This window comes from Streptococcus oralis subsp. dentisani (genome assembly GCF_002096335.1).
GTDB classification, from domain to species: Bacteria; Bacillota; Bacilli; order Lactobacillales; family Streptococcaceae; genus Streptococcus; species Streptococcus oralis_Z.
In genome coordinates, this window is sequence record NZ_NCUW01000024.1 from 50,307 (window position 1) to 72,270 (window position 21,964).

The following is a 21,964-nucleotide window of genomic DNA, read 5'->3' on the forward strand; positions in this document are numbered from 1 at the left end:
TTAGAACATACATGGAGGTCGTCATGGACAATATCATCGATGTGTCAATTCCTGTTGCAGAAGTGGTGGACAAGCATCCAGAAGTCTTGGAAATTCTAGTGGAGCTGGGTTTTAAACCGCTAGCCAATCCCTTGATGCGAAATACCGTCGGTCGCAAGGTATCGCTCAAACAGGGTTCGAAGCTCGAAGGAACTCCTATGGACAAGATTGTCCGCACACTGGAAGCGAATGGCTATGAAGTGATTGGATTAGACTAATGGCAGATGAACGGATTCATATCCTACGGGATATTTTGTTAGAATTGCACAATGGTGCCTCTCCTGAGTCAGTTCAGGAGCGTTTTGATGCGACCTTTACAGGTGTGTCCGCCATCGAGATTTCCCTCATGGAGCACGAGCTGATGAACTCAGACTCAGGTGTTACTTTTGAAGATGTCATGGAGCTCTGTGATGTCCATGCCAATCTTTTTAAAAACGCTGTTAAGGGTGTCGAAGTGGAGGATACCGAGCATCCTGGCCACCCCGTTCGCGTCTTTAAGGATGAAAATCTGGCTCTCCGGGCTGCCTTGCTTCGCATTCGGAGACTGTTAGATACCTATGAGTCTATGGAAGACGAGGAAATGCTGGCAGAGATGCGCAAGGGTTTGGTCCGTCAAATGGGGCTTTTGGGTCAATTTGATATCCACTACCAGCGCAAGGAAGAGCTCTTCTTTCCCATCATGGAGCGTTATGGACACGATTCCCCTCCCAAAGTTATGTGGGGAGTGGATGACCAGATCAGAGAACTCTTTCAAAAAGCCCTAACGACAGCTAAGTCACTACCAGAAGTGCCAATTAGCAGTGTAAAAGAAGATTTTGAAGCTTTTGCGACAGAGTTTGAAAGTATGATTTTCAAGGAAGAGTCCATCCTTCTCATGATTCTCCTCGAGTCCTTCACTCAGGATGACTGGATTCAGATTGCGGAGGAAAGTGATGCCTACGGTTATGCCATCATCCGTCCGTCTGAGAAATGGGTTCCAGAACGCCAGAGTTTTGTTGAGGAAAAGAGTGCAGAGGAGCCTGTGCAACTAGACACGGCCGAAGGCCAAGTGCAACAAGTTATCGATACGCCAGAAGGTCAGTTTACTATTACCTTTACCCCTAAGGAAAAGGAAGCGGTGCTGGACCGTCATAGTCAACAGGCCTTTGGCAATGGTTATCTCTCCGTCGAGCAGGCCAATCTCATCCTCAATCACCTCCCTATGGAGATCACTTTTGTCAATAAAGACGATATTTTCCAGTATTATAATGACAATGCGCCAGCTGATGAGATGATTTTTAAACGGACGCCGTCCCAAGTCGGGCGCAATGTAGAACTCTGCCATCCGCCCAAGTACCTAGACAAGGTGAAGGCTGTTATGAAAGGTCTTCGTGAAGGAGTCAAGGACAAATATGAAATGTGGTTCAAGTCGGAGTCGCGAGGCAAGTTTGTCCACATCACCTATGCTGCGGTACACGATGAAAACGGGGAATTCCAAGGCGTGCTAGAGTATGTTCAGGATATCCAGCCCTACCGTGAGATTGATACGGACTATTTCCGTGGATTAGAATAAGGAGAATCAATGAGTTACGAACAGGAATTTATGAAGGAATTTGAAGCTTGGGTCAATACCCAGATCATGATCAACGACATGGCGCACAAGGAAAGTCAAAAAGTCTACGAAGAAGACCAAGACGAGCGTGCCAAAGATGCCATGATTCGCTACGAGAGCCGTTTGGATGCTTATCAGTTCTTGCTTGGTAAGTTTGAAAATTTCAAGGCAGGCAAGAGATTCCATGACTTGCCAGAAGGCTTGTTTGGTGAGAGAAACTATTAAAATACAGATACTTTCTTGATTTTTTCCCAAAATCTTGATAGAATATCTTTATTAAATCCTTGTCAGAGCAGGGATTTTTTATTGAAAGGATTTTATCATGTCAAAGAAACTCCAACGTAAAAAACAATTGCGAAATAGCCTTCGTCGCTCAGGTGCCTTTTCAAATACGGTGACCAAGGTTGTCGAAGAGACCAAGAAAGTCGTGAAACACGCAGAAAAATCTGCCAGCGAAGCAGGAAAAGTTGTCTCTAAAAAAGTGGAACAAGCAGTAGAAGCGACTAAGGAACAAGCTCAAAAAGTAGCCAATTCAGTAGAAGATTTCGCAGCTACTTTGGGTGGTCTCTCAGTAGATCGTGCTAAGACTTTCTATGATGAAGGCATCAAGTCGGCTGCTGACTTTAAAAATTGGACTGAAAAAGAACTCCTTGCCTTGAAAGGAATTGGCCCAGCTACCATTAAGAAATTAAAAGAACAAGGAATCAGCTTCAAGTAATTTTTCTTGTCCCTTGCATTTCCGTCAAAAACTTGCTACAATAGAGCCATTAGAGGTGTTTTGAATCCCACATTTTACAGAAAGTGGCAGTGCTGAGAAGTCCACAAATGTGTCAAGACTGGTTGCTGATGGTTAAAAATGAAATAAAAGTGTCTTTGTATTTACTTCAAAGACGAAAGTTGCGGGCAACTGCCCGAAATTGGGTGGTACCGCGGATAAACACATTCGTCCCTGTCATGTAGATGGCAGGGCTTTTCTTTTGCGTCTTAGTCAAAGGAGGTTGTCATGAAGCAATCTTTTAAAACAAGTAAACTATATTATGGTTTTCCGATCTTCATCTTGGAATATCAGGATCAGAATTTTGGACACAATATCACGACCTGTAGCTCCTCTTATAGTCTGGGAGATTGGTTAGTCATCGGAGTTGGTGCTGAGGAAAATGCGGCTGACCAGATTAAGCATTACCACCAGTTCACCGTAAATATCCCTGACGCAAACTTCATGCTGGAGATGGAGCAGGCTGGATTTATCAGCCACCGTGAAAAGTTGGAACACTTGGGATTAGACTATGAAATTTCTGAACGAACCCAGGCACCGATTATAGAGGCTTGCCCAGTCGTATTGGACTGCCAGGTGGATCGGATTATCGAGGAGGATGGAATCTGCCACATCTTTGCTAAGATTCTTGATCGACTGGCGGATTCAGAACTATTGGACGATAAAGGCCATTTTAAAAATGACTGTTTTGCACCGACTTACTTTATGGGGGATGGTCATCAGCGTGTTTACCGTTATCTAGATAATCGAGTCGATTCTATGGGAAGCTTTATTAAGAAAGCGAGAAAAAAAGATGACAAGGGCTGAACTACCTGAACGAATCGAGACGGAGCGTCTGATCCTGCGAGTCCGTACAGTGGCGGATGCCGAGGATATCCATGCCTACGCTAGTTTGCCAGAGGTCGCCTATCCAGCAGGATTTCACCCCGTCAAGACCTTGGAAGATGAGATTTATTATCTGGAGCATATCCTTCCTGAGCGCAATCAAAAGGAAAATCTCCCAGCTGGCTATGGAATTGTCGTCAAAGGAACCGATAAAGTCATTGGTTCTGTTGACTTCAACCATCGCCACGCAGATGATGTGCTGGAGATTGGCTATACCTTGCATCCAGACTATTGGGGTCGAGGTTATGTACCAGAAGCAGCGCGTGCTGTGATTGACCTAGGCTTTAAGGAATTGGATCTTAACAAGATTGAACTGGTCTGCTTTGGCTACAATGTCCAAAGTCAACGAGTCGCAGAGAAGCTTGGCTTCACCCTCGAAGCTCGCATCCGAGACCGCAAAGATGCCCAAGGCAATCGCTGTGACAGTCTGATATATGGCTTGCTGAAGAGTGAGTGGGAGTGTTTAAACTGTTAGTTGAACTATTCGAGAAAATCGAACAGTTGGGATGTATTGAAGAATTTCGAAAGGGAGGTGAGAAGATTGGAAACAAGCCAGATTATTACTCTAATTAGTGGGGCTGGTCTAGGGGCTATCTTGAGTGCGATTCTAGTTTTTGCTAATAATAGTAAAAGAAATCAACTTGATTATATTACTAAAGAACGCTCTGAATGGAGAAAAAGCATAAAGTTGATAATTGTTGATTTGCTAAATGGAGAAAATAGGGAGTCTGCAGTAAATAGTCTTAGAACACAAATCAATCCATATGGCTATTGTAGAAATATTAAATATACTAATGAGTATTACATGAAAGATGGACATATTTGGGATCTTTTAAATGATTTTGATTACTCAGAAGAAAAATCGCAAAAACTCATTCAGTATCTAAGGTTACTCTTGAAATATGATTGGGAACGTTCAAAAAATGAGGTTAGAATTAATAATAATTTCTTATGGAATTTTTTAAGATGGGGATTGATAATTCTAAACTTAATAATGTTATTTTGGGCGGGAAATGTGAATAATGAAGTAAATATGTATTTATCATTATTTTCAGTTATTCTTTTATTTTTGCAACCGTCCCTAATAAAATTGCTATCTAAACTCAATTCTGATTCGCCTAAAGAAAAAACTATTTTAATACTAACCTTCTTAGTAGGGTTTGTATCGCCTTATCTTTATTCACTTTATTTAACAATCATTTTATTAAATTTTTATAATCTGATTAAAGTGAATTTGCTAGTAGACATTCTGCCAGTAATCTTAGTGTTAGTTATAATTTCTTCAGAAATTTTTTTCCTTTATCAAATTTTTGATATAGATCATAAATATATTTCTCAAATAAAAAAGATAGAAAAAAATAGGACTGATTTAGAGTTAAAATATTACGAAATTTACAATTTAAATTATAGATTGAAACAAAAATTATGGGATATAAAGTATAATATAACAAAAGAAGATGTTAATAAACTAAAAAAAGAACAGATAAAAATACGCAAGAAACTAAATAAGAAATTAAAATAGAAGCTAATTAGGAAACTAATAATTAAGGAGAACACACATGTCTAAAGAGCTTTCACCTAAATACAATCCAGCCGAGGTTGAGGCTGGTCGTTACCAAAAATGGCTTGATGCTGATGTTTTCAAGCCTTCAGGCGATCAAAAGGCCAAGCCTTATTCAATCGTGATTCCACCACCAAACGTGACTGGGAAACTTCACCTTGGTCACGCTTGGGACACGACTCTTCAGGATATCATCATCCGTCAAAAGCGCATGCAAGGCTTTGATACGCTTTGGCTTCCAGGTATGGACCATGCGGGAATTGCGACTCAGGCTAAGGTCGAGGAGCGCTTGCGTGGTGAGGGCATTACGCGTTACGACCTCGGTCGTGAAAAATTCCTAGATAAAGTCTGGGAATGGAAAGACGAATATGCCACTACCATCAAGGAACAATGGGGCAAGATGGGACTCTCTGTAGACTACTCTCGCGAGCGTTTCACCCTTGACGAAGGCTTGTCAAAAGCCGTTCGCAAGGTCTTTGTAGACCTATACAAGAAAGGCTGGATCTACCGTGGTGAGTTTATCATCAACTGGGACCCAGCAGCTCGCACAGCCCTTTCGGATATTGAGGTGATCCACAAGGATGTGGAAGGTGCCTTCTACCACATGAACTACATGCTAGAAGATGGCTCACGCGCCCTTGAAGTTGCGACAACTCGTCCTGAGACTATATTTGGGGACGTTGCCGTTGCGGTCAATCCAGAAGACCCACGCTACAAGGACTTGATTGGTAAAAATGTCATCCTTCCAATCGCCAATAAATTGATTCCGATTGTTGGAGACGAACACGCAGATCCTGAGTTTGGTACTGGTGTCGTGAAAATCACACCTGCTCACGATCCAAACGACTTCTTGGTTGGTCAACGTCACAACTTGCCACAAGTCAACGTCATGAACGACGACGGAACCATGAACGAGCTTGCCTTCGAATTTGCAGGTATGGATCGTTTTGAAGCTCGTAAGGCAGTCGTTGCTAAGTTGGAAGAAATCGGTGCCCTCGTTAAAATCGAAAAACGTGTTCACAGCGTTGGTCACTCAGAACGTACAGGTGTCGTGGTTGAGCCACGCTTGTCTACGCAATGGTTCGTCAAGATGGACCAATTGGCTAAAAATGCCATTGCTAACCAAGATACTGATGATAAGGTAGAATTCTACCCACCTCGTTTCAACGATACCTTCCTTCAATGGATGGAAAATGTCCACGACTGGGTAATCTCTCGTCAGCTCTGGTGGGGTCACCAAATCCCTGCTTGGTACAATGCTGAGGGTGAAATGTACGTCGGTGAAGAAGCTCCAGAAGGCGACGGATGGACTCAGGATGAGGACGTATTGGATACGTGGTTCAGTTCTGCCCTTTGGCCATTCTCAACCATGGGCTGGCCTGATGTCGACTCAGAAGACTTCAAACGTTACTTCCCAACTTCAACCTTGGTAACGGGCTACGACATCATCTTCTTCTGGGTGTCTCGCATGATCTTCCAGTCCTTGGAATTCACTGGCCGTCAGCCATTCCAAAACGTGCTGATTCACGGTCTTATTCGTGACGAGCAAGGACGCAAGATGTCTAAATCTCTCGGTAACGGGATTGACCCGATGGATGTTATCGAGAAATATGGTGCCGATGCCCTTCGCTGGTTCCTTTCAAATGGTTCTGCACCAGGTCAAGACGTGCGCTTCTCTTATGAGAAAATGGATGCTTCTTGGAACTTTATTAACAAGATCTGGAACATCTCTCGCTACATCCTCATGAACAATGAAGGCTTGACCCTCGAGCAAGCAACTGCCAATGTGGAAAAAGTTGTTAACAAGGAAGCTGGAAATGTCACAGACCGCTGGATTCTCCACAACCTCAATGAAACTATCGGCAAGGTTACTGAAAACTTTGATAAGTTCGAGTTTGGTGTAGCTGGACACATCCTCTACAACTTCATCTGGGATGAGTTCGCGGACTGGTACGTTGAGTTGACCAAGGAAGTCCTTTATAGCGACAACGAAGAAGAGAAGGTCATCACACGTTCTGTTCTCCTTTACACTTTGGACAAGATCCTTCGTCTCCTCCACCCAATCATGCCATTCGTGACGGAGGAAATCTTTGGACAAATCTCAGAAGGTTCTATCGTTACAGCAGAATACCCAACTGTCAACCCAGCCTTTGAAGACCTGGCGGCTCATACAGGTGTGGAAAGCCTCAAAGACTTGATTCGTGCCGTTCGGAATGCGCGTGCGGAAGTAAACGTAGCACCAAGTAAGCCAATCACGATTCTCGTGAAAACTAGCGATAGCGACTTGGAAGCCTTCTTTAACAGCAATGTCAACTACATCAAACGCTTCACAAATCCAGAACACTTGGAAATTGCATCAACCATTCCTGCACCTGAACTGGCTATGTCAAGCGTCATCACAGGAGCAGAAATTTACCTGCCACTGGCAGACCTCCTCAATGTCGAAGAAGAACTCGCTCGTCTCGACAAGGAACTCGCTAAATGGCAAAAAGAACTGGATATGGTCGGCAAGAAGCTCTCTAACGAACGCTTCGTAGCCAATGCCAAACCAGAAGTCGTCCAAAAAGAACGCGACAAACAAGCCGACTACCAAGCTAAGTACGACGCGACCGTAGCACGTATTGATGAGATGAAGAAGTTGGTAAAATAAACATAGAAACACGGTGGCATGCCGTGTTTTTTTGGTATAATTTGAAGAAAGAAAACTTATCTCGGAGGGTATATGTTTATTTTAATCGGAATTTTCTTATTTCTATTCTCTATTAATTCGTTTATTAATGGGTGGGGAAAACTGGACATAGTGATAGTAATTGGTTATTTGTATTTGTTATGTAAACAATCAAGTAATTTAAGTTTTACATCAATGCAAAATTTAGATATTGCTCTTATCATTATATTACTGTTTTATTCTATATCGGATATTTTGTGGGGATTAAGAATTGTTGGATTAACCATACCTCTAGTTCGAAATATTATATTGAAGTACATTAATTTTAAGGATTATCTCGAATATAAAATTAGAATTCATATTCGAGATATAAGTGAAGTTGTCTTGCTTTTATTGCTGATAACATTAATCTATGTTCAAGAGTATTTCAAAGTGCCCACAGTTTCGTTTCAAAATATCAATATCGTTGAGTTAATTAGTTTTGAAATTGGAGTATTTAGCCTGTATGGTATATACGTTGGTTTTCTTCAATTTCTAACGGAAAATGATAAGGCTTATTATCTAGGAGTAAGCAAGACTAAATTCATGCTAGATAAATCAATTTGGTCAAGATTCACTCGGACAAAATTATTTCATATTCTTTTACTCCTCACAGTTGCAATGCCTGTTTTAAGTAATTTCATTCATCAACCATATTATTTTGAATATATTTGGCAAGCGAGTTCAGGAATAGTAGTCATTATTTATATCTATTTACTAAAACTGAATATAAGTGTTGCTTATAATGTTTTTAGATTAAACGCCGAAGGGATTCATAAAAAAATTCAAAAACAAGATTCGTCATCTGCTGAGATGAAAAAAATAAGAGAATTAAGTAAAACAAGTGTTGATGAGGAAATTTCTATCTCTCTTCAAAGAGAAATGAAGGAGTTATTTTGGAAAGTATATAAAAAACCAGATGAATATGTCGATAATTTTGTATCCGTCTTTCTAGAAAATCGTTTTTTATTAATTGATGTAGAAGAGCGTAATGAATTTATATTTTCTATCTTTCATAAAGAGAATTGGAGAAATTATAACTTAGCTTATTCAATTGATGAATATTTAGAAAAGCTTTCATCTAAGCAAATTTCTGATTTCTATAACTTCTATAGAAAGTATTGCAAAAATAAATGGGAATTTTTGAAGAAATTTCAGGATAATATTTTTTCGAATACATGGAAAGAACTAATTGAGGAGGATCTTAGAATTTTCCAAAGTCTTGAAAAAAAAGATGATACATTTGAAGTTTTACAAATCGAGAAACCTACGAGAGTATATTGGAGACAGTCAAGTGATTATAAAATCAAAGAATATCTATTTGAGACTCTTATTAATAACAAAACCATCAATCTAAATGTAATAGTTGAAGATTTGAAGAGTGAACTACAATCTAATAAAAATTACAAATATGAGAGAGAATTGCAAAAACAAAATGAAGACTTTTTACGTTTTAAATTAAATCAGCTGCTCAAGCAATATGAGAACGGAGAGAGAGAGTTTTCTCTTCCCAAATTTAAAAAGTTGTCTGATGAGTTTGATGGAAGTAAGCGTAATGATTTCTACAATAGTATGTTTTATTCGAAAATTTGTTTTAATTACTTGGACAGAGGAAGAATTGAAGATTTTAGTCAACTGAAAGTTAAAGCAGATGATAGTGAGGAACAGAAAAAACAAAAATTAAAGGCTCAAAAAAAACAGAAACTCATCTTGAGTATGAATGAAGAGTATTGCTTAGCATTCATGCTATTTCAATTATTATACACAGATGGCGAACTTTGGGATAATAATATTAATTTTTATGATACTCATATCAAAAAGATAATGGATGAAAATAAAAACTATCAAGATTATTTGTTTAATAAAGCTAAAAATATTTTATTAAGAACCGATATCGATGATCGTATTAATAAAGAGTTTTTAGACATACTATGGAACACTCGCAATGATGAAATTACTTCCATTACTTGGTTTGAGCAATTTGGATATAGACACAGGATGTCAAAATTTAAAATATTGTATATCCAGTGGGTGTTAACTGAAAGAAATTATCCCCCTAGAAATAGGTTTGAAAAATTTAAAAATAAAGAATTCAATAATGAAATTTGTGTAGACTATTTTATTTTAACTGATAAGGTACCTGGTTTGTTTACAAAAGATTGTTACAACTTATATAAAAATGATTTGCAATATATAATTGAGTATATTTTGAGTGAAGGAGATATTAATCTTCAATATATTTCCGGAAAATTATCTTTAACTGGATTACTAAGATTAGAGCATATTTTAAAAAACTACCCTAATCCAAGCTTTAATAATAGAGTTATATTTGATTCAATGGGAGAAATTAAATGGCTCTTTAATAATAGCAGTAATATTTTAGATTTTTATATTTTGAAACTTATTGACGGTTATTATTTTAATTTATATCAAGACAAAGAATTTATAAATGGATTTAAATCGAAATTAGAGAGACAATTGAATTCTAATATGACAACCAAAGAGTATGTAGATGCTATTTCTGAGAAAATTCATGATTTTGAAATAGTTTCAACTTCTAATAAAAGAGAGATAGTTTCTAAATTAAATGATATTTTAAACACCCAGGATAGTAATATTGATATAAAGCAAACGAGGAGATATCGTTATAAATAGTTTGGTTAATTTTTTAGTTTATTTTTATACGAGGCAGAGACTCACTGAAAAGGACTATAATATGACAAGGTGAACCAACAAGATAATAAAAGGTAAATTAGATGTCAATAAAATTGAAATCTTTAGGTGAAAAGGAATTAATAAACATTCGTTAAATCTATGATATACTACTCTTGTTAAGAATTTTTAGAAAGCAGGCAACTACATGACAAATTCTGTAAGTTCAAATCAATTCACTTTCCCCCATTTAACCTTTGACTATTCCGCAAAATTATCGTACAATAAAGAGTAAATGATAAAATGAGGTCAGAGTCTGTTCGCTCTGGCGATAGTAGTAAAAATGAGGAGAAACGCTTTGGAATTAGAAGTATTTGCTGGGCAAGAAAAAAATGAACTATCTATGATTGAGGTAGCGCGTGCTATCTTGGAACTTCGTGGTCGCGATCATGAGATGCATTTTAGTGATCTTGTAAACGAAATTCAAAACTACCTTGGAACATCAAACAGCGATATCCGCGAAGCCTTGCCTTTGTTCTACACAGAGTTGAACTTTGACGGTAGCTTTATCTCTCTTGGAGACAACAAATGGGGTCTTCGTTCATGGTATGGTGTAGACGAAATTGACGAAGAAATCATCGCTCTTGAAGAAAGTGACGACGATGAAGTAGTACCAAAAGCTAAGAAACAGCGTGTTAATGCCTTCATGGATGGCGATTCAGATGCCATTGACTACAATGCGGATGATCCCGAAGACGAAGATGCATACGAAGCAGATCCAGCTCTTTCATATGATGATGAAAATCCAGATGATGAGAAAAATGAAGTGGAAGCTTACGATGCGGAAATCAACGAAATCGCTCCTGATGACTTGGGTGAAGATGTGGATCTCAACGAAGAAGACGATGAGTTTTCAGACGATGACGCTGAAACGAGTGAAGAAGAGTAAAAGACTTCACAGAGGAGATTACCTGATCTCCTTTTTTCTTGCTTGGGTAGAGTGTTTAAGCGGGTCATCCGTTTGGATGCTGTCCTTTTTTGGTTTTCTGAAAGCAATCTTCTTTTTTCATGTTTTACCAATTCGGGTTGACAAATGTTCTGCTTTAAGGTATCATATTGTTCGGGCACCTCTTTTAGAGGTCGGGGCTCTCTAGTTACTAGGGAGCTATTTTTGTTTTTTCAGGAATTTTTCTTGAGAAGTCGTTATCCATAAGGGTCTTGTTTTCTATCTCCCCTCGTAGTTAACAAGGCCTTGAGCATTTTAGAAAGAGGAGTCTATGTCTACGAAATATATTTTTGTAACTGGTGGTGTGGTATCGTCTATTGGGAAAGGGATTGTCGCAGCAAGTCTGGGCCGTCTCTTGAAAAATCGTGGTCTCAAAGTAACCATTCAAAAATTTGATCCTTATATCAATATCGATCCGGGAACCATGAGTCCTTACCAGCACGGGGAAGTTTTTGTGACAGATGATGGAGCTGAGACAGATTTGGACTTGGGTCACTATGAACGTTTTATCGATATCAATCTTAACAAATATTCCAACGTGACAACTGGTAAAATTTACAGTGAAGTTCTCCGTAAGGAGCGCCGTGGCGAGTACCTTGGCGCAACTGTTCAAGTCATTCCTCATATCACAGATGCTTTGAAAGAAAAAATCAAGCGTGCCGCTGTAACGACAGACTCGGATGTCATTATCACAGAGGTTGGTGGAACCGTTGGGGATATCGAGTCCTTGCCATTCCTAGAGGCACTTCGTCAGATGAAGGCAGATGTGGGTGCGGATAATGTCATGTACATCCATACAACCTTGCTTCCATACCTCAAGGCAGCTGGTGAGATGAAGACCAAACCGACTCAACACTCTGTCAAAGAATTGCGTGGTTTGGGGATTCAACCAAATATGTTGGTCATTCGCACCGAGAAACCAACTGGTCAGGGCATTAAAAATAAACTAGCACAGTTCTGTGACGTAGCACCGGAAGCTGTTATCGAGTCTTTGGATGTTGAACATCTTTACCAAATTCCACTGAATTTGCAGGCACAAGGTATGGACCAAATTGTCTGTGACCATTTGAAACTAGATGCACCAGCAGCGGATATGACAGAGTGGTCAGCCATGGTGGACAAGGTCATGAACCTGAAAAAACAAGTTAAAATTTCCCTTGTTGGTAAGTATGTGGAGTTGCAAGATGCCTACATCTCTGTAGTTGAAGCCTTAAAACACTCTGGTTATGCCAACGACGCAGAAGTGAAGATTAATTGGATCAATGCCAATGATGTGACAGCGGAGAATGTAGCAGCACTCTTGTCTGATGCGGACGGGATCATAGTACCAGGTGGTTTTGGCCAGCGTGGTACGGAAGGGAAAATCCAAGCCATTCGCTATGCGCGTGAAAATGATGTTCCAATGTTAGGTGTCTGCTTGGGAATGCAGTTGACTTGTATCGAGTTTGCTCGTCACGTTTTAGGACTTGAAGGTGCAAATTCTGCAGAGCTTGCACCAGAAACAAAATACCCTATTATTGATATCATGCGTGATCAGATTGATGTTGAGGATATGGGTGGAACCCTTCGTTTGGGACTTTATCCATCTAAGTTGAAACGTGGCTCTAAGGCAGCGACTGCTTATCACAATCAAGAAGTGGTGCAACGCCGTCACCGTCACCGTTATGAGTTTAACAATGCCTTTCGTGAACAGTTTGAGGCGGCAGGTTTTGTCTTTTCAGGAGTTTCTCCAGACAATCGTTTGGTAGAAATTGTGGAAATTCCTGAAAATAAATTCTTTGTGGCTTGTCAGTATCACCCTGAACTTTCAAGTCGTCCAAACCGCCCAGAAGAACTCTACACTGCCTTTGTCACTGCAGCAGTTGAGAACAGCAATTAGCAAAATCAGAACCTTTGAGAAGAATCTCAGAGGTTTTTTAATCCATTCAGGAAAGCTTTGCTAACTCAGATGCTTGCCGATAAGAATTAGAAGTCCCCTTTCTCACTGAGGGAAGAGGATTTTTACTTGTTTTTCTGCTACTTCCTCATTTGTCCTAGAGCCCTTTTTGTGTTACAATGAAAGGTATGAAAGCTAAGAAATTATGGATGACTGGCTTGACTGTGGCTGGTCTAAGCGTCCTTGCTTTGGGGGCTAAAAAAGCAGCAGATCATCACAAACTCATGAAGACGCAAGAGGAGTTAACCACTATCGTGCGGGATCTTTTCTCAGATATGGGTGAGATTGCGACACTCTATGTTCAAGTCTATGAAAGTAGCCTAGAACGACTCGTCGGAGGGGTCATTTTTGAAGATGGCCGTCACTATACCTTTGTCTATGAAAATGAAGATCTGGTCTATGAGGAGGAAGTCTTATGATTATTCCCGCTAGTATAGAAGAGTTCGCAGGTTTTGTCAAGCAGGATGGCAAGAAGGTCTTCCTTTTTGTGGCGGACTGGTGTGGCGATTGTCGTTATATCTATCCTTCCTTGCCAGAGATTGAGGCGGAAAATCCTGAATTTACTTTTATTCGAGTAGATCGTGATGAATTTATGGATCTTGCCAAGTTGTGGGATGTTTACGGAATTCCTAGCCTTGTTGTGCTAGAAAAGGACAAGGAAATCGGCCGTTTTGTCAATCGTGACCGTAAAAGCAAGGAACAGATTAATGACTTTTTAGCAGGACTGAAATAGGAGAAAAAGGAAAGAATGATTTTTACATATAATAAAGAGCATGTCGGCGATGTCCTTATGGTCATCGTGAAAAACAGCGGAGATGCCAAACTGGACGTGGAGCGCAAAGGTAAAGTAGCCCGTGTTTTTCTCAAAGAAAATGGGGAAACAGTGGCTTGGAATATTTTCGACATTTCAAGTTTGTTTGAACCTGCCGAGCGTGGTCAAGTCTTTTTAACAGATGAGCAAGTAGCACGTTTAAACCAAGAATTGCAGGCGGAAGGTTTTACAGAAAAAATTGTTAATGATAAGGAACCTAAGTTTGTTGTCGGTGAGATTGTCGAGATGGTAGCACACCCAGATAGTGACCACCTTAATATCTGCCAAGTTGCAGTCGCAAGTGATAAAACGGTGCAAATCGTTGCGGGGGCTCCTAATGCGCGTGTTGGTTTGAAAACCATTGTAGCTCTTCCTGGAGCGATGATGCCCAAAGGTAATCTCATTTTCCCAGGCGAACTTCGTGGCGAAAAAAGTTTTGGCATGATGTGCAGCCCTCGTGAACTTGCCTTGCCAAATGCTCCGCAAAAACGTGGGGTCATTGAATTATCAGAAGACCAAGTTATCGGAACTCCATTCGACCCAGCTAAACACTGGACTGCCTAGGAAGTTGTTAGTATCTGATAAATCAGATAGAAGGAAATAAGATGGCAAAAAATGTAGTGATTACAGGAGCGACCTCAGGAATCGGTGAAGCGATTGCGCGTGCTTATCTGGATCAGGGTGAGAATGTCGTCCTAACAGGGCGACGGACAGACAGACTAGAGGCCCTCAAGTCAGAGTTTGCAGAAACTTTTCCAAATCAAACAGTTTGGACCTTTCCACTGGATGTGACGGATATGGTCATGGTAAAGACTGTCTGCTCCAATATTCTAGAAACGATAGGCCAGATTGATATCTTGGTCAATAACGCCGGACTGGCTCTAGGATTAGCACCCTATCAGGACTACGAAGAGTTGGATATGCTGACCATGTTGGATACCAATGTCAAGGGTTTAATGGCAGTCACTCGCTCTTTCTTGCCTTCCATGGTTGCAGCAAATCAAGGCCATATCATCAATATGGGGTCAACTGCAGGAATCTACGCCTATGCGGGTGCAGCGGTCTATTCAGCCACCAAGGCTGCAGTCAAGACTTTTTCAGATGGGCTTCGAATCGATACCATCGCAACGGATATAAAGGTGACAACCATTCAACCGGGGATTGTTGAAACAGATTTTTCTACAGTACGTTTTCATGGCGACAAAGAGCGGGCTGTGACGGTTTATCAGGGAATCGAAGCCTTGCAGGCACAAGACATCGCAGACACAGTTGTCTATGTGACCAGTCAACCTCGTCGTGTGCAGATTACAGATATGACCATTATGGCCAATCAACAGGCAACTGGATTTATGGTTCATAAAAAGTAAAAAATCTTCCTTGAAAAGTTACAAATTACTGTAACTTTTTTTGATTTCCTACGAATAGATAAGTAGGAGGAAGAAAATATGTATAATAAAGTTATCTTAATCGGACGCTTAACGTCTACACCAGAATTGCACAAAACCAACAATGACAAGTCAGTTGCGCGAGCGACCATTGCTGTGAATCGTCGTTACAAAGACCAAAATGGGGAACGTGAAGCTGATTTTGTCAATCTTGTCCTTTGGGGAAAATTGGCTGAAACCTTGGCAAGCTACGCAACCAAAGGTAGTCTTATCTCTGTGGATGGAGAACTTCGTACCCGTCGCTTTGAGAAAAATGGCCAGATGAACTACGTGACCGAAGTTCTCGTGACAGGATTCCAACTCTTGGAAAGCCGCGCCCAACGTGCCATGCGTGAAAATAAGGCAGGTCAGGATTTGGCGGACTTGGTTTTGGAAGAGGAGGAATTGCCATTTTAATACTCTTCGAAAATCTCTTCAAACCACATCAGCTTCACCTTGCCGTAGGTATAGGTAACTGACTTCGTCAGTCTTATCTACAATCTCAAAACTGTGTTTTTAGTAGCCTGTGGCTAGCTTCCTAGTTTGTACTTTGATTTTCATTGAGTATAAAGATTGAAAAGTCTGAGTTGGCCTCAGGCTTTTTATCTTGAGAAAGTCAGACTTTTTTCTTGACTATTTCTGACCAAGTGATACAATAGAACTATGGATTAGCACTCAAATATAAAGAGTGCTAATGATATCTATCTCATTATGGAGGAACGCAAATGTTGAAACCATTAGGAGACCGTGTGGTCTTGAAAATCGAAGAAAAAGAACAAACTGTTGGTGGCTTTGTCCTTGCGGGCTCAGCCCAAGAAAAAACAAAAACAGCCCAAGTTGTAGCTACTGGACAAGGTGTTCGTACCTTGAATGGCGACTTGGTCGCTCCAAGTGTTAAGGCTGGAGACCGTGTCTTAGTTGAAGCTCATGTAGGTATTGATGTCAAAGATGGAGATGAAAAGTATATCATCGTAGGTGAAGCTAACATCTTGGCAATTGTGGAAGAATAATAGAAGGAGAAAGTAAGTATGTCAAAAGAAATTAAATTTTCATCTGATGCTCGTTCAGCTATGGTTCGTGGTGTCGATATCCTTGCAGACACTGTTAAAGTAACCTTGGGACCAAAAGGTCGTAACGTTGTTCTTGAAAAATCATTCGGTTCACCCTTGATTACCAATGACGGTGTGACCATTGCCAAAGAAATCGAGTTGGAAGACCATTTTGAAAATATGGGTGCAAAATTGGTATCAGAAGTCGCTTCTAAAACCAACGATATCGCAGGTGACGGAACGACAACTGCAACTGTTTTGACCCAAGCTATCGTCCGTGAAGGAATCAAGAACGTCACAGCAGGTGCCAACCCAATCGGTATTCGTCGGGGGATTGAAGCAGCGGTTGCTGCAGCTGTAGAAGCCTTGAAAAACAATGCCATCCCTGTTGCCAATAAAGAAGCCATCGCTCAGGTTGCTGCTGTATCTTCTCGTTCTGAAAAAGTCGGCGAATATATCTCTGAAGCCATGGAAAAAGTTGGTAAAGACGGAGTCATCACCATTGAAGAGTCACGTGGTATGGAAACTGAACTTGAAGTGGTGGAAGGAATGCAGTTTGACCGTGGTTACCTTTCACAGTACATGGTGACAGATAGCGAGAAAATGGTGGCTGATCTTGAAAATCCATACATCTTGATTACCGATAAGAAGATTTCCAATATCCAAGAAATCTTGCCACTTCTAGAAAGCATTCTCCAAAGCAATCGTCCACTCTTGATTATTGCAGATGATGTGGACGGCGAAGCTCTTCCAACCCTTGTCTTGAACAAGATTCGTGGAACATTCAACGTAGTAGCGGTTAAGGCACCTGGCTTTGGTGACCGTCGTAAAGCTATGCTCGAAGACATCGCTATTTTGACAGGAGGAACTGTTATTACAGAAGATCTTGGACTTGAGTTGAAAGATGCGACAATTGAAGCGCTTGGTCAAGCAGCGAGAGTGACTGTGGACAAAGATAGCACGGTTATCGTAGAAGGTGCTGGCAATCCTGAAGCCATTTCCCACCGTGTTGCAGTTATCAAGTCACAAATCGAAACCACAACTTCTGAATTCGACCGTGAAAAACTCCAAGAACGCTTGGCTAAATTGTCAGGTGGTGTCGCAGTTATCAAGGTCGGTGCTGCAACTGAAACTGAGTTGAAGGAAATGAAACTCCGCATTGAAGACGCCCTTAACGCTACTCGTGCAGCCGTTGAGGAAGGAATCGTTGCTGGTGGTGGAACAGCTCTTGTAAATGTCATTCCAGCAGTGGCTGGTTTGGAATTGACAGGAGACGAAGCAACAGGCCGCAATATTGTTCTCCGTGCCTTGGAAGAACCTGTTCGTCAAATCGCTCACAATGCAGGATTCGAAGGTTCAATCGTCATCGATCGCTTGAAGAATGCTGAGCTTGGTACAGGCTTCAATGCAGCAACTGGCGAGTGGGTTAATATGATTGAAGCAGGAATCATCGACCCAGTTAAGGTTAGCCGTTCTGCCCTTCAAAATGCAGCATCTGTAGCCAGCTTAATCTTGACAACAGAAGCAGTCGTAGCCAATAAACCAGAACCAGTTACCCCAGCTCCAGCTATGGATCCAAGCATGATGGGCGGCATGATGTAAGCTTTCTATACTAAACAATTAAAAATCATCAAAAGGAGGGAAGCACATTCCCTCCTTTTAAGTTTTTCTCTTCTAAATTGATTTGAGCTCTCCTAACTTATATGATAAAATAAGACTAGAAAAAGGAGAAGAACATGATTGATGTAGAAGAAATTCTGAGCAAGATGAATCCCAATCAGAAGATTAATTATGACCGTGTTATGCAGAAAATGGTTCAGGTTTGGGAAAAAAATGAGGAACGTCCAACTATTCTCATGCATGTTTGCTGTGCTCCTTGCAGTACCTATACCCTAGAATACCTGACCAAATACGCTGATGTGACCATCTATTTTGCTAATTCCAATATCCATCCCAAGGCAGAATATCACAAGCGTGCCTATGTCACCAAGAAATTTGTCAGTGATTTCAATGAGCGAACAGGAAATACGGTTCAGTATCTAGAAGCTCCCTACGAACCAAATGAATACCGTAAGTTAGTCAGAGGACTAGAGGAAGAACCTGAAGGTGGCGACCGTTGCAAGGTTTGCTTTGACTACCGTTTAGACAAAACAGCGCAAGTGGCTATGGATTTGGGCTTTGACTACTTTGGTTCAGCTTTGACCATCAGTCCCCATAAGAATTCTCAAACCATCAACAGCATTGGAATCGATGTGCAAAAGATTTATACGACCCACTATCTTCCAAGTGATTTCAAGAAAAATCAAGGCTACAAGCGTTCGGTGGAGATGTGCGAGGAGTATGATATCTATCGTCAATGTTATTGTGGATGCGTCTATGCAGCTCAAGCCCAGAATATTGACCTGGTTCAAGTTAAGAAGGATGCTACGGCTTTCTTGTTGGATAAGGATGTTGAAAAAGACTACTCCCACATCAAGTTTACTGTTACTAAATTAGATATATAGAAATCAACCCAGCTGAAAAGCTGGGTTTTTCAAATAAAAAACCAGGGCTCTCACCCCGGTTTGACAACTTTACCGATTCTTTAGTTCTATGTAGCGTTTGTACCAAATGTTGACATAGGCCTCTGAGAAAGGACCGCGTCCATTGTTAATCCAATCAACAAGGATTTTAACATGCTCTTTCAAAATATAGTCTAAATCATCAGAATACTTCATCTTGCGTTTGTGACGCTCATACTCCTCAACGTCTAAGAGACGCTTTTCACCATCAGTGAAGACCTTGACATCCAAATCATAATCAATGTATTTCAGGGCTTCCTCATCTAGATAGTAGGGGCTAGCCATATTGCAATAGTAGGAAATCCCATTATCGCGAATCATAGCAATGATATTAAACCAATATTTTTTGTGAAAGTAAACAATAGCCGGTTCTCGAGTCACCCAACGACGACCGTCACTTTCGGTAACAAGTGTGTGGTCGTTGACGCCGATAATGGCGTTCTCTGTTGTTTTTAGTACCATGGTGTCCCGCCAAGTACGGTGAAGACTCCCATCATGCTTATAACTTTGAATTGTAATAAAGTCGCCTTCTTTTGGAAGTTTCATAACTAACCAACTTTCTACAATTTATAAGTTTATCGTTTACTATTATATCATAAATTGGTCTAATTTTTTTGAATTTTACACGAAAATGTTAAAGATATTCTCTGAGAGCGCTGGCTATATCCGAAAAGTCATAGCCTTTTCTAGCTAAAACTTGGGTCAAACGTTGCTTTAGTTCGTATCCTTCATATTTTCGAGCATATTTAGCATATTGTTTATCTAACTCTTTAAAAATGAGTTCCTGAGTCGTTTCATGGTCAACTTGACTGTCCAAGCCATCAAAGGCACCTTTAGCATCAGAATAGGAGAAGCCTTTGTTCGTCAAGTTTTGAATAATCTTATCTTGTAAAGCACGAGCAGGAAGCTTTCCAGTGTATTTTTTGAGCAATTTATCCGCTACACGTTGAGCGACTTCTGTAAAATCAAAATCCTTTAGAACACTTTCAATAGTTGATTTCGGCACTCCTTTTTGAGCTAGTTTCTGACTCAGTAAATAAGGTCCTTTATCACCAGAAAGTTGGTTGGCGTTGATGATAGAGTAGGCATACTGATGATCATTAATCCAGTTTTCATCTTTAAGGTTAGCGATAACTTGACTAGCTATTGTATCTTCAATATCATACTTTTTCAGATACTCTCGCACTTCCTTTTCTGTACGGGCCTTGAAGGATAGATGGTAGAGAGCAAGATTTTTACCATAAGAAAACTGGGCAAAGTCCTGAATCTCGGTAAATTCTTCTTTGCTAATGACCTTATCTCGAGATAGCATAAAACGGACAATGGTATCTTCAGTGATATAAAAGGTTTGCTGATGATCTAGCTCCATCAAGTAGAGGCGTTTTTTCTTTTCAAGTTTTGTGATTTTCATAGTTCTATTATACCCTAAAATGTGATAAGATAGGGGTATGAATCTGAAAGTCAAACAAAAAATACCTTTAAAAATCAAGCGGATGGGCATCAATGGTGAAGGAATCGGTTTTTACCAGAAAACCCTTGTTTTTGTGCCTGGCGCCCTCAAGGGAGAAGATATCTATTGTCAGGTTACTTCTATTAAACGCAACTTTGTTGAAGCCAAATTGCTAAAGGTTAATAAGAAGTCTAAATTTCGAGTGGTACCAGCATGTACGATTTATAATGAATGTGGTGGTTGCCAAATCATGCACCTTCACTATGATAAACAGTTAGAGTTTAAAAAGGATTTGCTCCACCAAGCCTTGAAAAAATTTGCTCCTGCAGGATATGAAAACTATGAAATCCGTCCAACTATCGGAATGCAGGAACCAAAGTACTACCGTGCTAAGTTGCAATTTCAGACTCGAAAATTCAACAATCAGGTCAAGGCAGGCTTGTATGCACAAAACTCTCATTACCTTGTCGAGTTGAAAGACTGCTTGGTTCAAGATAAGGAAACCCAAGTGATTGCGAATCACCTAGCTGAGCTTCTCACTTACCATCAAATCCCTATCACCGATGAGAGAAAAACGCTAGGTGTTCGCACTATCATGGTACGTCGAGCAAGAAAAACTGGACAAGTCCAGATTATCGTCGTCACAAATCGCCAGCTTAATTTAAATCAACTAGTCAAAGATCTAGTCAAGGATTTTCCAGAAGTCGTCACAGTTGCGATCAATACAAATACAGCAAAAACAAGTGAAATCTATGGTGAAAAGACGGAAGTTATCTGGGGCCAAGAGAGTATTCAAGAAGGAGTACTCGACTATGAGTTTTCTCTCTCCCCCCGTGCCTTCTATCAGCTTAATCCTGAGCAAACCGAAATTCTCTATAGTGAAGCGGTTAAGGCTCTTGATGTTAGCGAAGAAGATCATCTGATTGATGCTTATTGTGGTGTCGGGACGATTGGATTCGCCTTTGCAAAGAAAGTCAAAACTCTTAGAGGTATGGATATTATCCCAGAAGCCATTGAAGATGCCAAGCGAAATGCTCGAAGAATGGGATTTGACAATACCTATTATGAAGCAGGTACAGCTGAAGATATTATTCCCCGCTGGTATCAAGAGGGATATAGGGCCGATGCCCTGATAGTCGACCCTCCTAGGACGGGTTTAGACGACAAATTATTAGATACCATCCTAACCTATGTACCGGAAAAAATGGTTTATGTATCTTGCAATGTATCGACATTAGCTCGAGATTTGGTTAAACTAGTAAAAGTTTATGATCTCCAGTATATCCAGTCAGTCGATATGTTCCCACACACTGCACGGACAGAAGCAGTCGTTAAGTTAGTGAAGAAAAGAAAAAATCAAATTCACTGAAAAAAGTTCTTGACAAAGGCAAAAAAGTAGGTATAATAGAAAGAGTTGAAAAACTCAGGTCCGTTGGTCAAGGGGTTAAGACACCGCCTTTTCACGGCGGTAACACGGGTTCGAATCCCGTACGGACTATGGTGTATCGCAGGGTTGA

At 40.5% G+C, this 21,964-nt stretch carries 22 protein-coding genes and 1 tRNA gene; 21 read left to right on the forward strand and 2 right to left on the reverse strand.

Annotated features, from left to right (window positions below; all coding sequences use genetic code 11):
• The first annotated feature begins 23 nt into the window (after positions 1–23).
• The 19 genes from B7709_RS01090 to B7709_RS01185 all read left to right on the forward strand — a co-directional run bounded on the left by B7709_RS01090 (position 24) and on the right by B7709_RS01185 (position 18,940).
• Entirely contained in the window at positions 24–257 is a 234-nt protein-coding gene (locus B7709_RS01090; RefSeq protein WP_000368739.1) for a DUF1858 domain-containing protein, read from the forward strand.
• Positions 257–1,591 (forward strand): DUF438 domain-containing protein, encoded by a 1,335-nt coding sequence (locus B7709_RS01095; protein WP_084970978.1) that lies wholly within the window; start codon positions 257–259, stop codon positions 1,589–1,591. Before B7709_RS01090 ends, B7709_RS01095 begins: the two co-directional genes overlap by 1 nt.
• 9 nt (positions 1,592–1,600) lie before the next feature.
• On the forward strand, positions 1,601–1,855 hold the full coding sequence (locus B7709_RS01100) for a DUF1912 family protein (RefSeq protein ID WP_084970980.1): 255 nt from the start codon (positions 1,601–1,603) through the stop codon (positions 1,853–1,855).
• 97 nt (positions 1,856–1,952) lie between these two features.
• Positions 1,953–2,348, forward strand: a complete 396-nt coding sequence (locus B7709_RS01105) for a helix-hairpin-helix domain-containing protein (protein WP_084970982.1) — start codon at positions 1,953–1,955, stop codon at positions 2,346–2,348.
• A gap of 285 nt (positions 2,349–2,633) precedes the next feature.
• Complete coding sequence (locus B7709_RS01110; RefSeq protein WP_084970985.1) at positions 2,634–3,212, forward strand: flavin reductase family protein; 579 nt, start codon at positions 2,634–2,636, stop codon at positions 3,210–3,212.
• On the forward strand, positions 3,199–3,765 hold the full coding sequence (locus B7709_RS01115) for a GNAT family N-acetyltransferase (protein ID WP_084970987.1): 567 nt from the start codon (positions 3,199–3,201) through the stop codon (positions 3,763–3,765). The genes B7709_RS01110 and B7709_RS01115 overlap by 14 nt, the downstream gene beginning before the upstream one ends.
• Positions 3,766–3,831: 66 nt before the next feature.
• A complete protein-coding gene (locus B7709_RS01120) occupies positions 3,832–4,812 on the forward strand; it encodes a hypothetical protein (RefSeq protein ID WP_025168473.1) in 981 nt (326 codons plus the stop codon).
• Positions 4,813–4,849: 37 nt separating this feature from the next.
• On the forward strand, positions 4,850–7,501 hold the full coding sequence (locus B7709_RS01125) for a valine--tRNA ligase (protein WP_084970988.1): 2,652 nt from the start codon (positions 4,850–4,852) through the stop codon (positions 7,499–7,501).
• A gap of 72 nt (positions 7,502–7,573) precedes the next feature.
• Complete coding sequence (locus B7709_RS01130) at positions 7,574–10,213, forward strand: hypothetical protein (RefSeq protein WP_084970991.1); 2,640 nt, start codon at positions 7,574–7,576, stop codon at positions 10,211–10,213.
• Positions 10,214–10,568: 355 nt separating this feature from the next.
• A complete protein-coding gene (rpoE, locus tag B7709_RS01135) occupies positions 10,569–11,159 on the forward strand; it encodes a DNA-directed RNA polymerase subunit delta (protein WP_162279137.1) in 591 nt (196 codons plus the stop codon).
• Positions 11,160–11,487: 328 nt separating this feature from the next.
• Positions 11,488–13,095, forward strand: a complete 1,608-nt coding sequence (locus tag B7709_RS01140; protein WP_084970995.1) for a CTP synthase — start codon at positions 11,488–11,490, stop codon at positions 13,093–13,095.
• A gap of 176 nt (positions 13,096–13,271) precedes the next feature.
• On the forward strand, positions 13,272–13,571 hold the full coding sequence (locus tag B7709_RS01145; RefSeq protein ID WP_084970997.1) for a DUF4651 domain-containing protein: 300 nt from the start codon (positions 13,272–13,274) through the stop codon (positions 13,569–13,571).
• Positions 13,568–13,885: a thioredoxin family protein gene (locus B7709_RS01150; RefSeq protein ID WP_084970999.1), complete on the forward strand. Its 318-nt coding sequence runs from the start codon at positions 13,568–13,570 to the stop codon at positions 13,883–13,885. Before B7709_RS01145 ends, B7709_RS01150 begins: the two co-directional genes overlap by 4 nt.
• Positions 13,886–13,900: 15 nt before the next feature.
• Positions 13,901–14,527 carry a YtpR family tRNA-binding protein gene (ytpR, locus tag B7709_RS01155; protein WP_084971001.1) on the forward strand — a complete coding sequence of 209 codons (627 nt, stop codon included), beginning with the start codon at positions 13,901–13,903 and terminating at the stop codon, positions 14,525–14,527.
• A 41-nt stretch (positions 14,528–14,568) separates the two neighbouring features.
• A complete protein-coding gene (locus B7709_RS01160; protein WP_084971003.1) occupies positions 14,569–15,330 on the forward strand; it encodes an SDR family NAD(P)-dependent oxidoreductase in 762 nt (253 codons plus the stop codon).
• A 78-nt stretch (positions 15,331–15,408) separates the two neighbouring features.
• A complete protein-coding gene (locus tag B7709_RS01165; RefSeq protein ID WP_084971005.1) occupies positions 15,409–15,804 on the forward strand; it encodes a single-stranded DNA-binding protein in 396 nt (131 codons plus the stop codon).
• Positions 15,805–16,112: 308 nt separating this feature from the next.
• Positions 16,113–16,397, forward strand: coding sequence for a co-chaperone GroES (groES, locus tag B7709_RS01175; protein WP_061454521.1), 285 nt, complete (start codon positions 16,113–16,115; stop codon positions 16,395–16,397).
• A gap of 18 nt (positions 16,398–16,415) precedes the next feature.
• The gene (groL, locus tag B7709_RS01180) at positions 16,416–18,038 is read left to right on the forward strand and encodes a chaperonin GroEL (RefSeq protein WP_084971007.1); all 1,623 of its coding nucleotides are present in this window, start codon (positions 16,416–16,418) and stop codon (positions 18,036–18,038) included.
• A gap of 134 nt (positions 18,039–18,172) precedes the next feature.
• Entirely contained in the window at positions 18,173–18,940 is a 768-nt protein-coding gene (locus B7709_RS01185) for an epoxyqueuosine reductase QueH (protein ID WP_007522745.1), read from the forward strand.
• 69 nt (positions 18,941–19,009) lie between these two features.
• Here B7709_RS01185 and ntdP read toward each other — a convergent pair whose 3' ends face one another.
• Together ntdP and recX are read right to left on the reverse strand one after the other, a co-directional pair.
• A complete protein-coding gene (gene ntdP, locus B7709_RS01190) occupies positions 19,010–19,543 on the reverse strand; it encodes a nucleoside tri-diphosphate phosphatase (RefSeq protein WP_000775318.1) in 534 nt (177 codons plus the stop codon).
• A gap of 88 nt (positions 19,544–19,631) precedes the next feature.
• Entirely contained in the window at positions 19,632–20,408 is a 777-nt protein-coding gene (recX, locus tag B7709_RS01195; protein ID WP_084971009.1) for a recombination regulator RecX, read from the reverse strand.
• Between the two features lie 37 nt (positions 20,409–20,445).
• On the opposite strand from recX, the gene rlmD reads away from it, so the two are divergent.
• Together rlmD and B7709_RS01205 are read left to right on the forward strand one after the other, a co-directional pair.
• Entirely contained in the window at positions 20,446–21,816 is a 1,371-nt protein-coding gene (gene rlmD, locus B7709_RS01200) for a 23S rRNA (uracil(1939)-C(5))-methyltransferase RlmD (protein WP_084971011.1), read from the forward strand.
• 57 nt (positions 21,817–21,873) lie between these two features.
• A tRNA-Glu gene (locus tag B7709_RS01205) sits at positions 21,874–21,945 on the forward strand.
• The last annotated feature ends 19 nt before the right edge of the window (positions 21,946–21,964 follow it).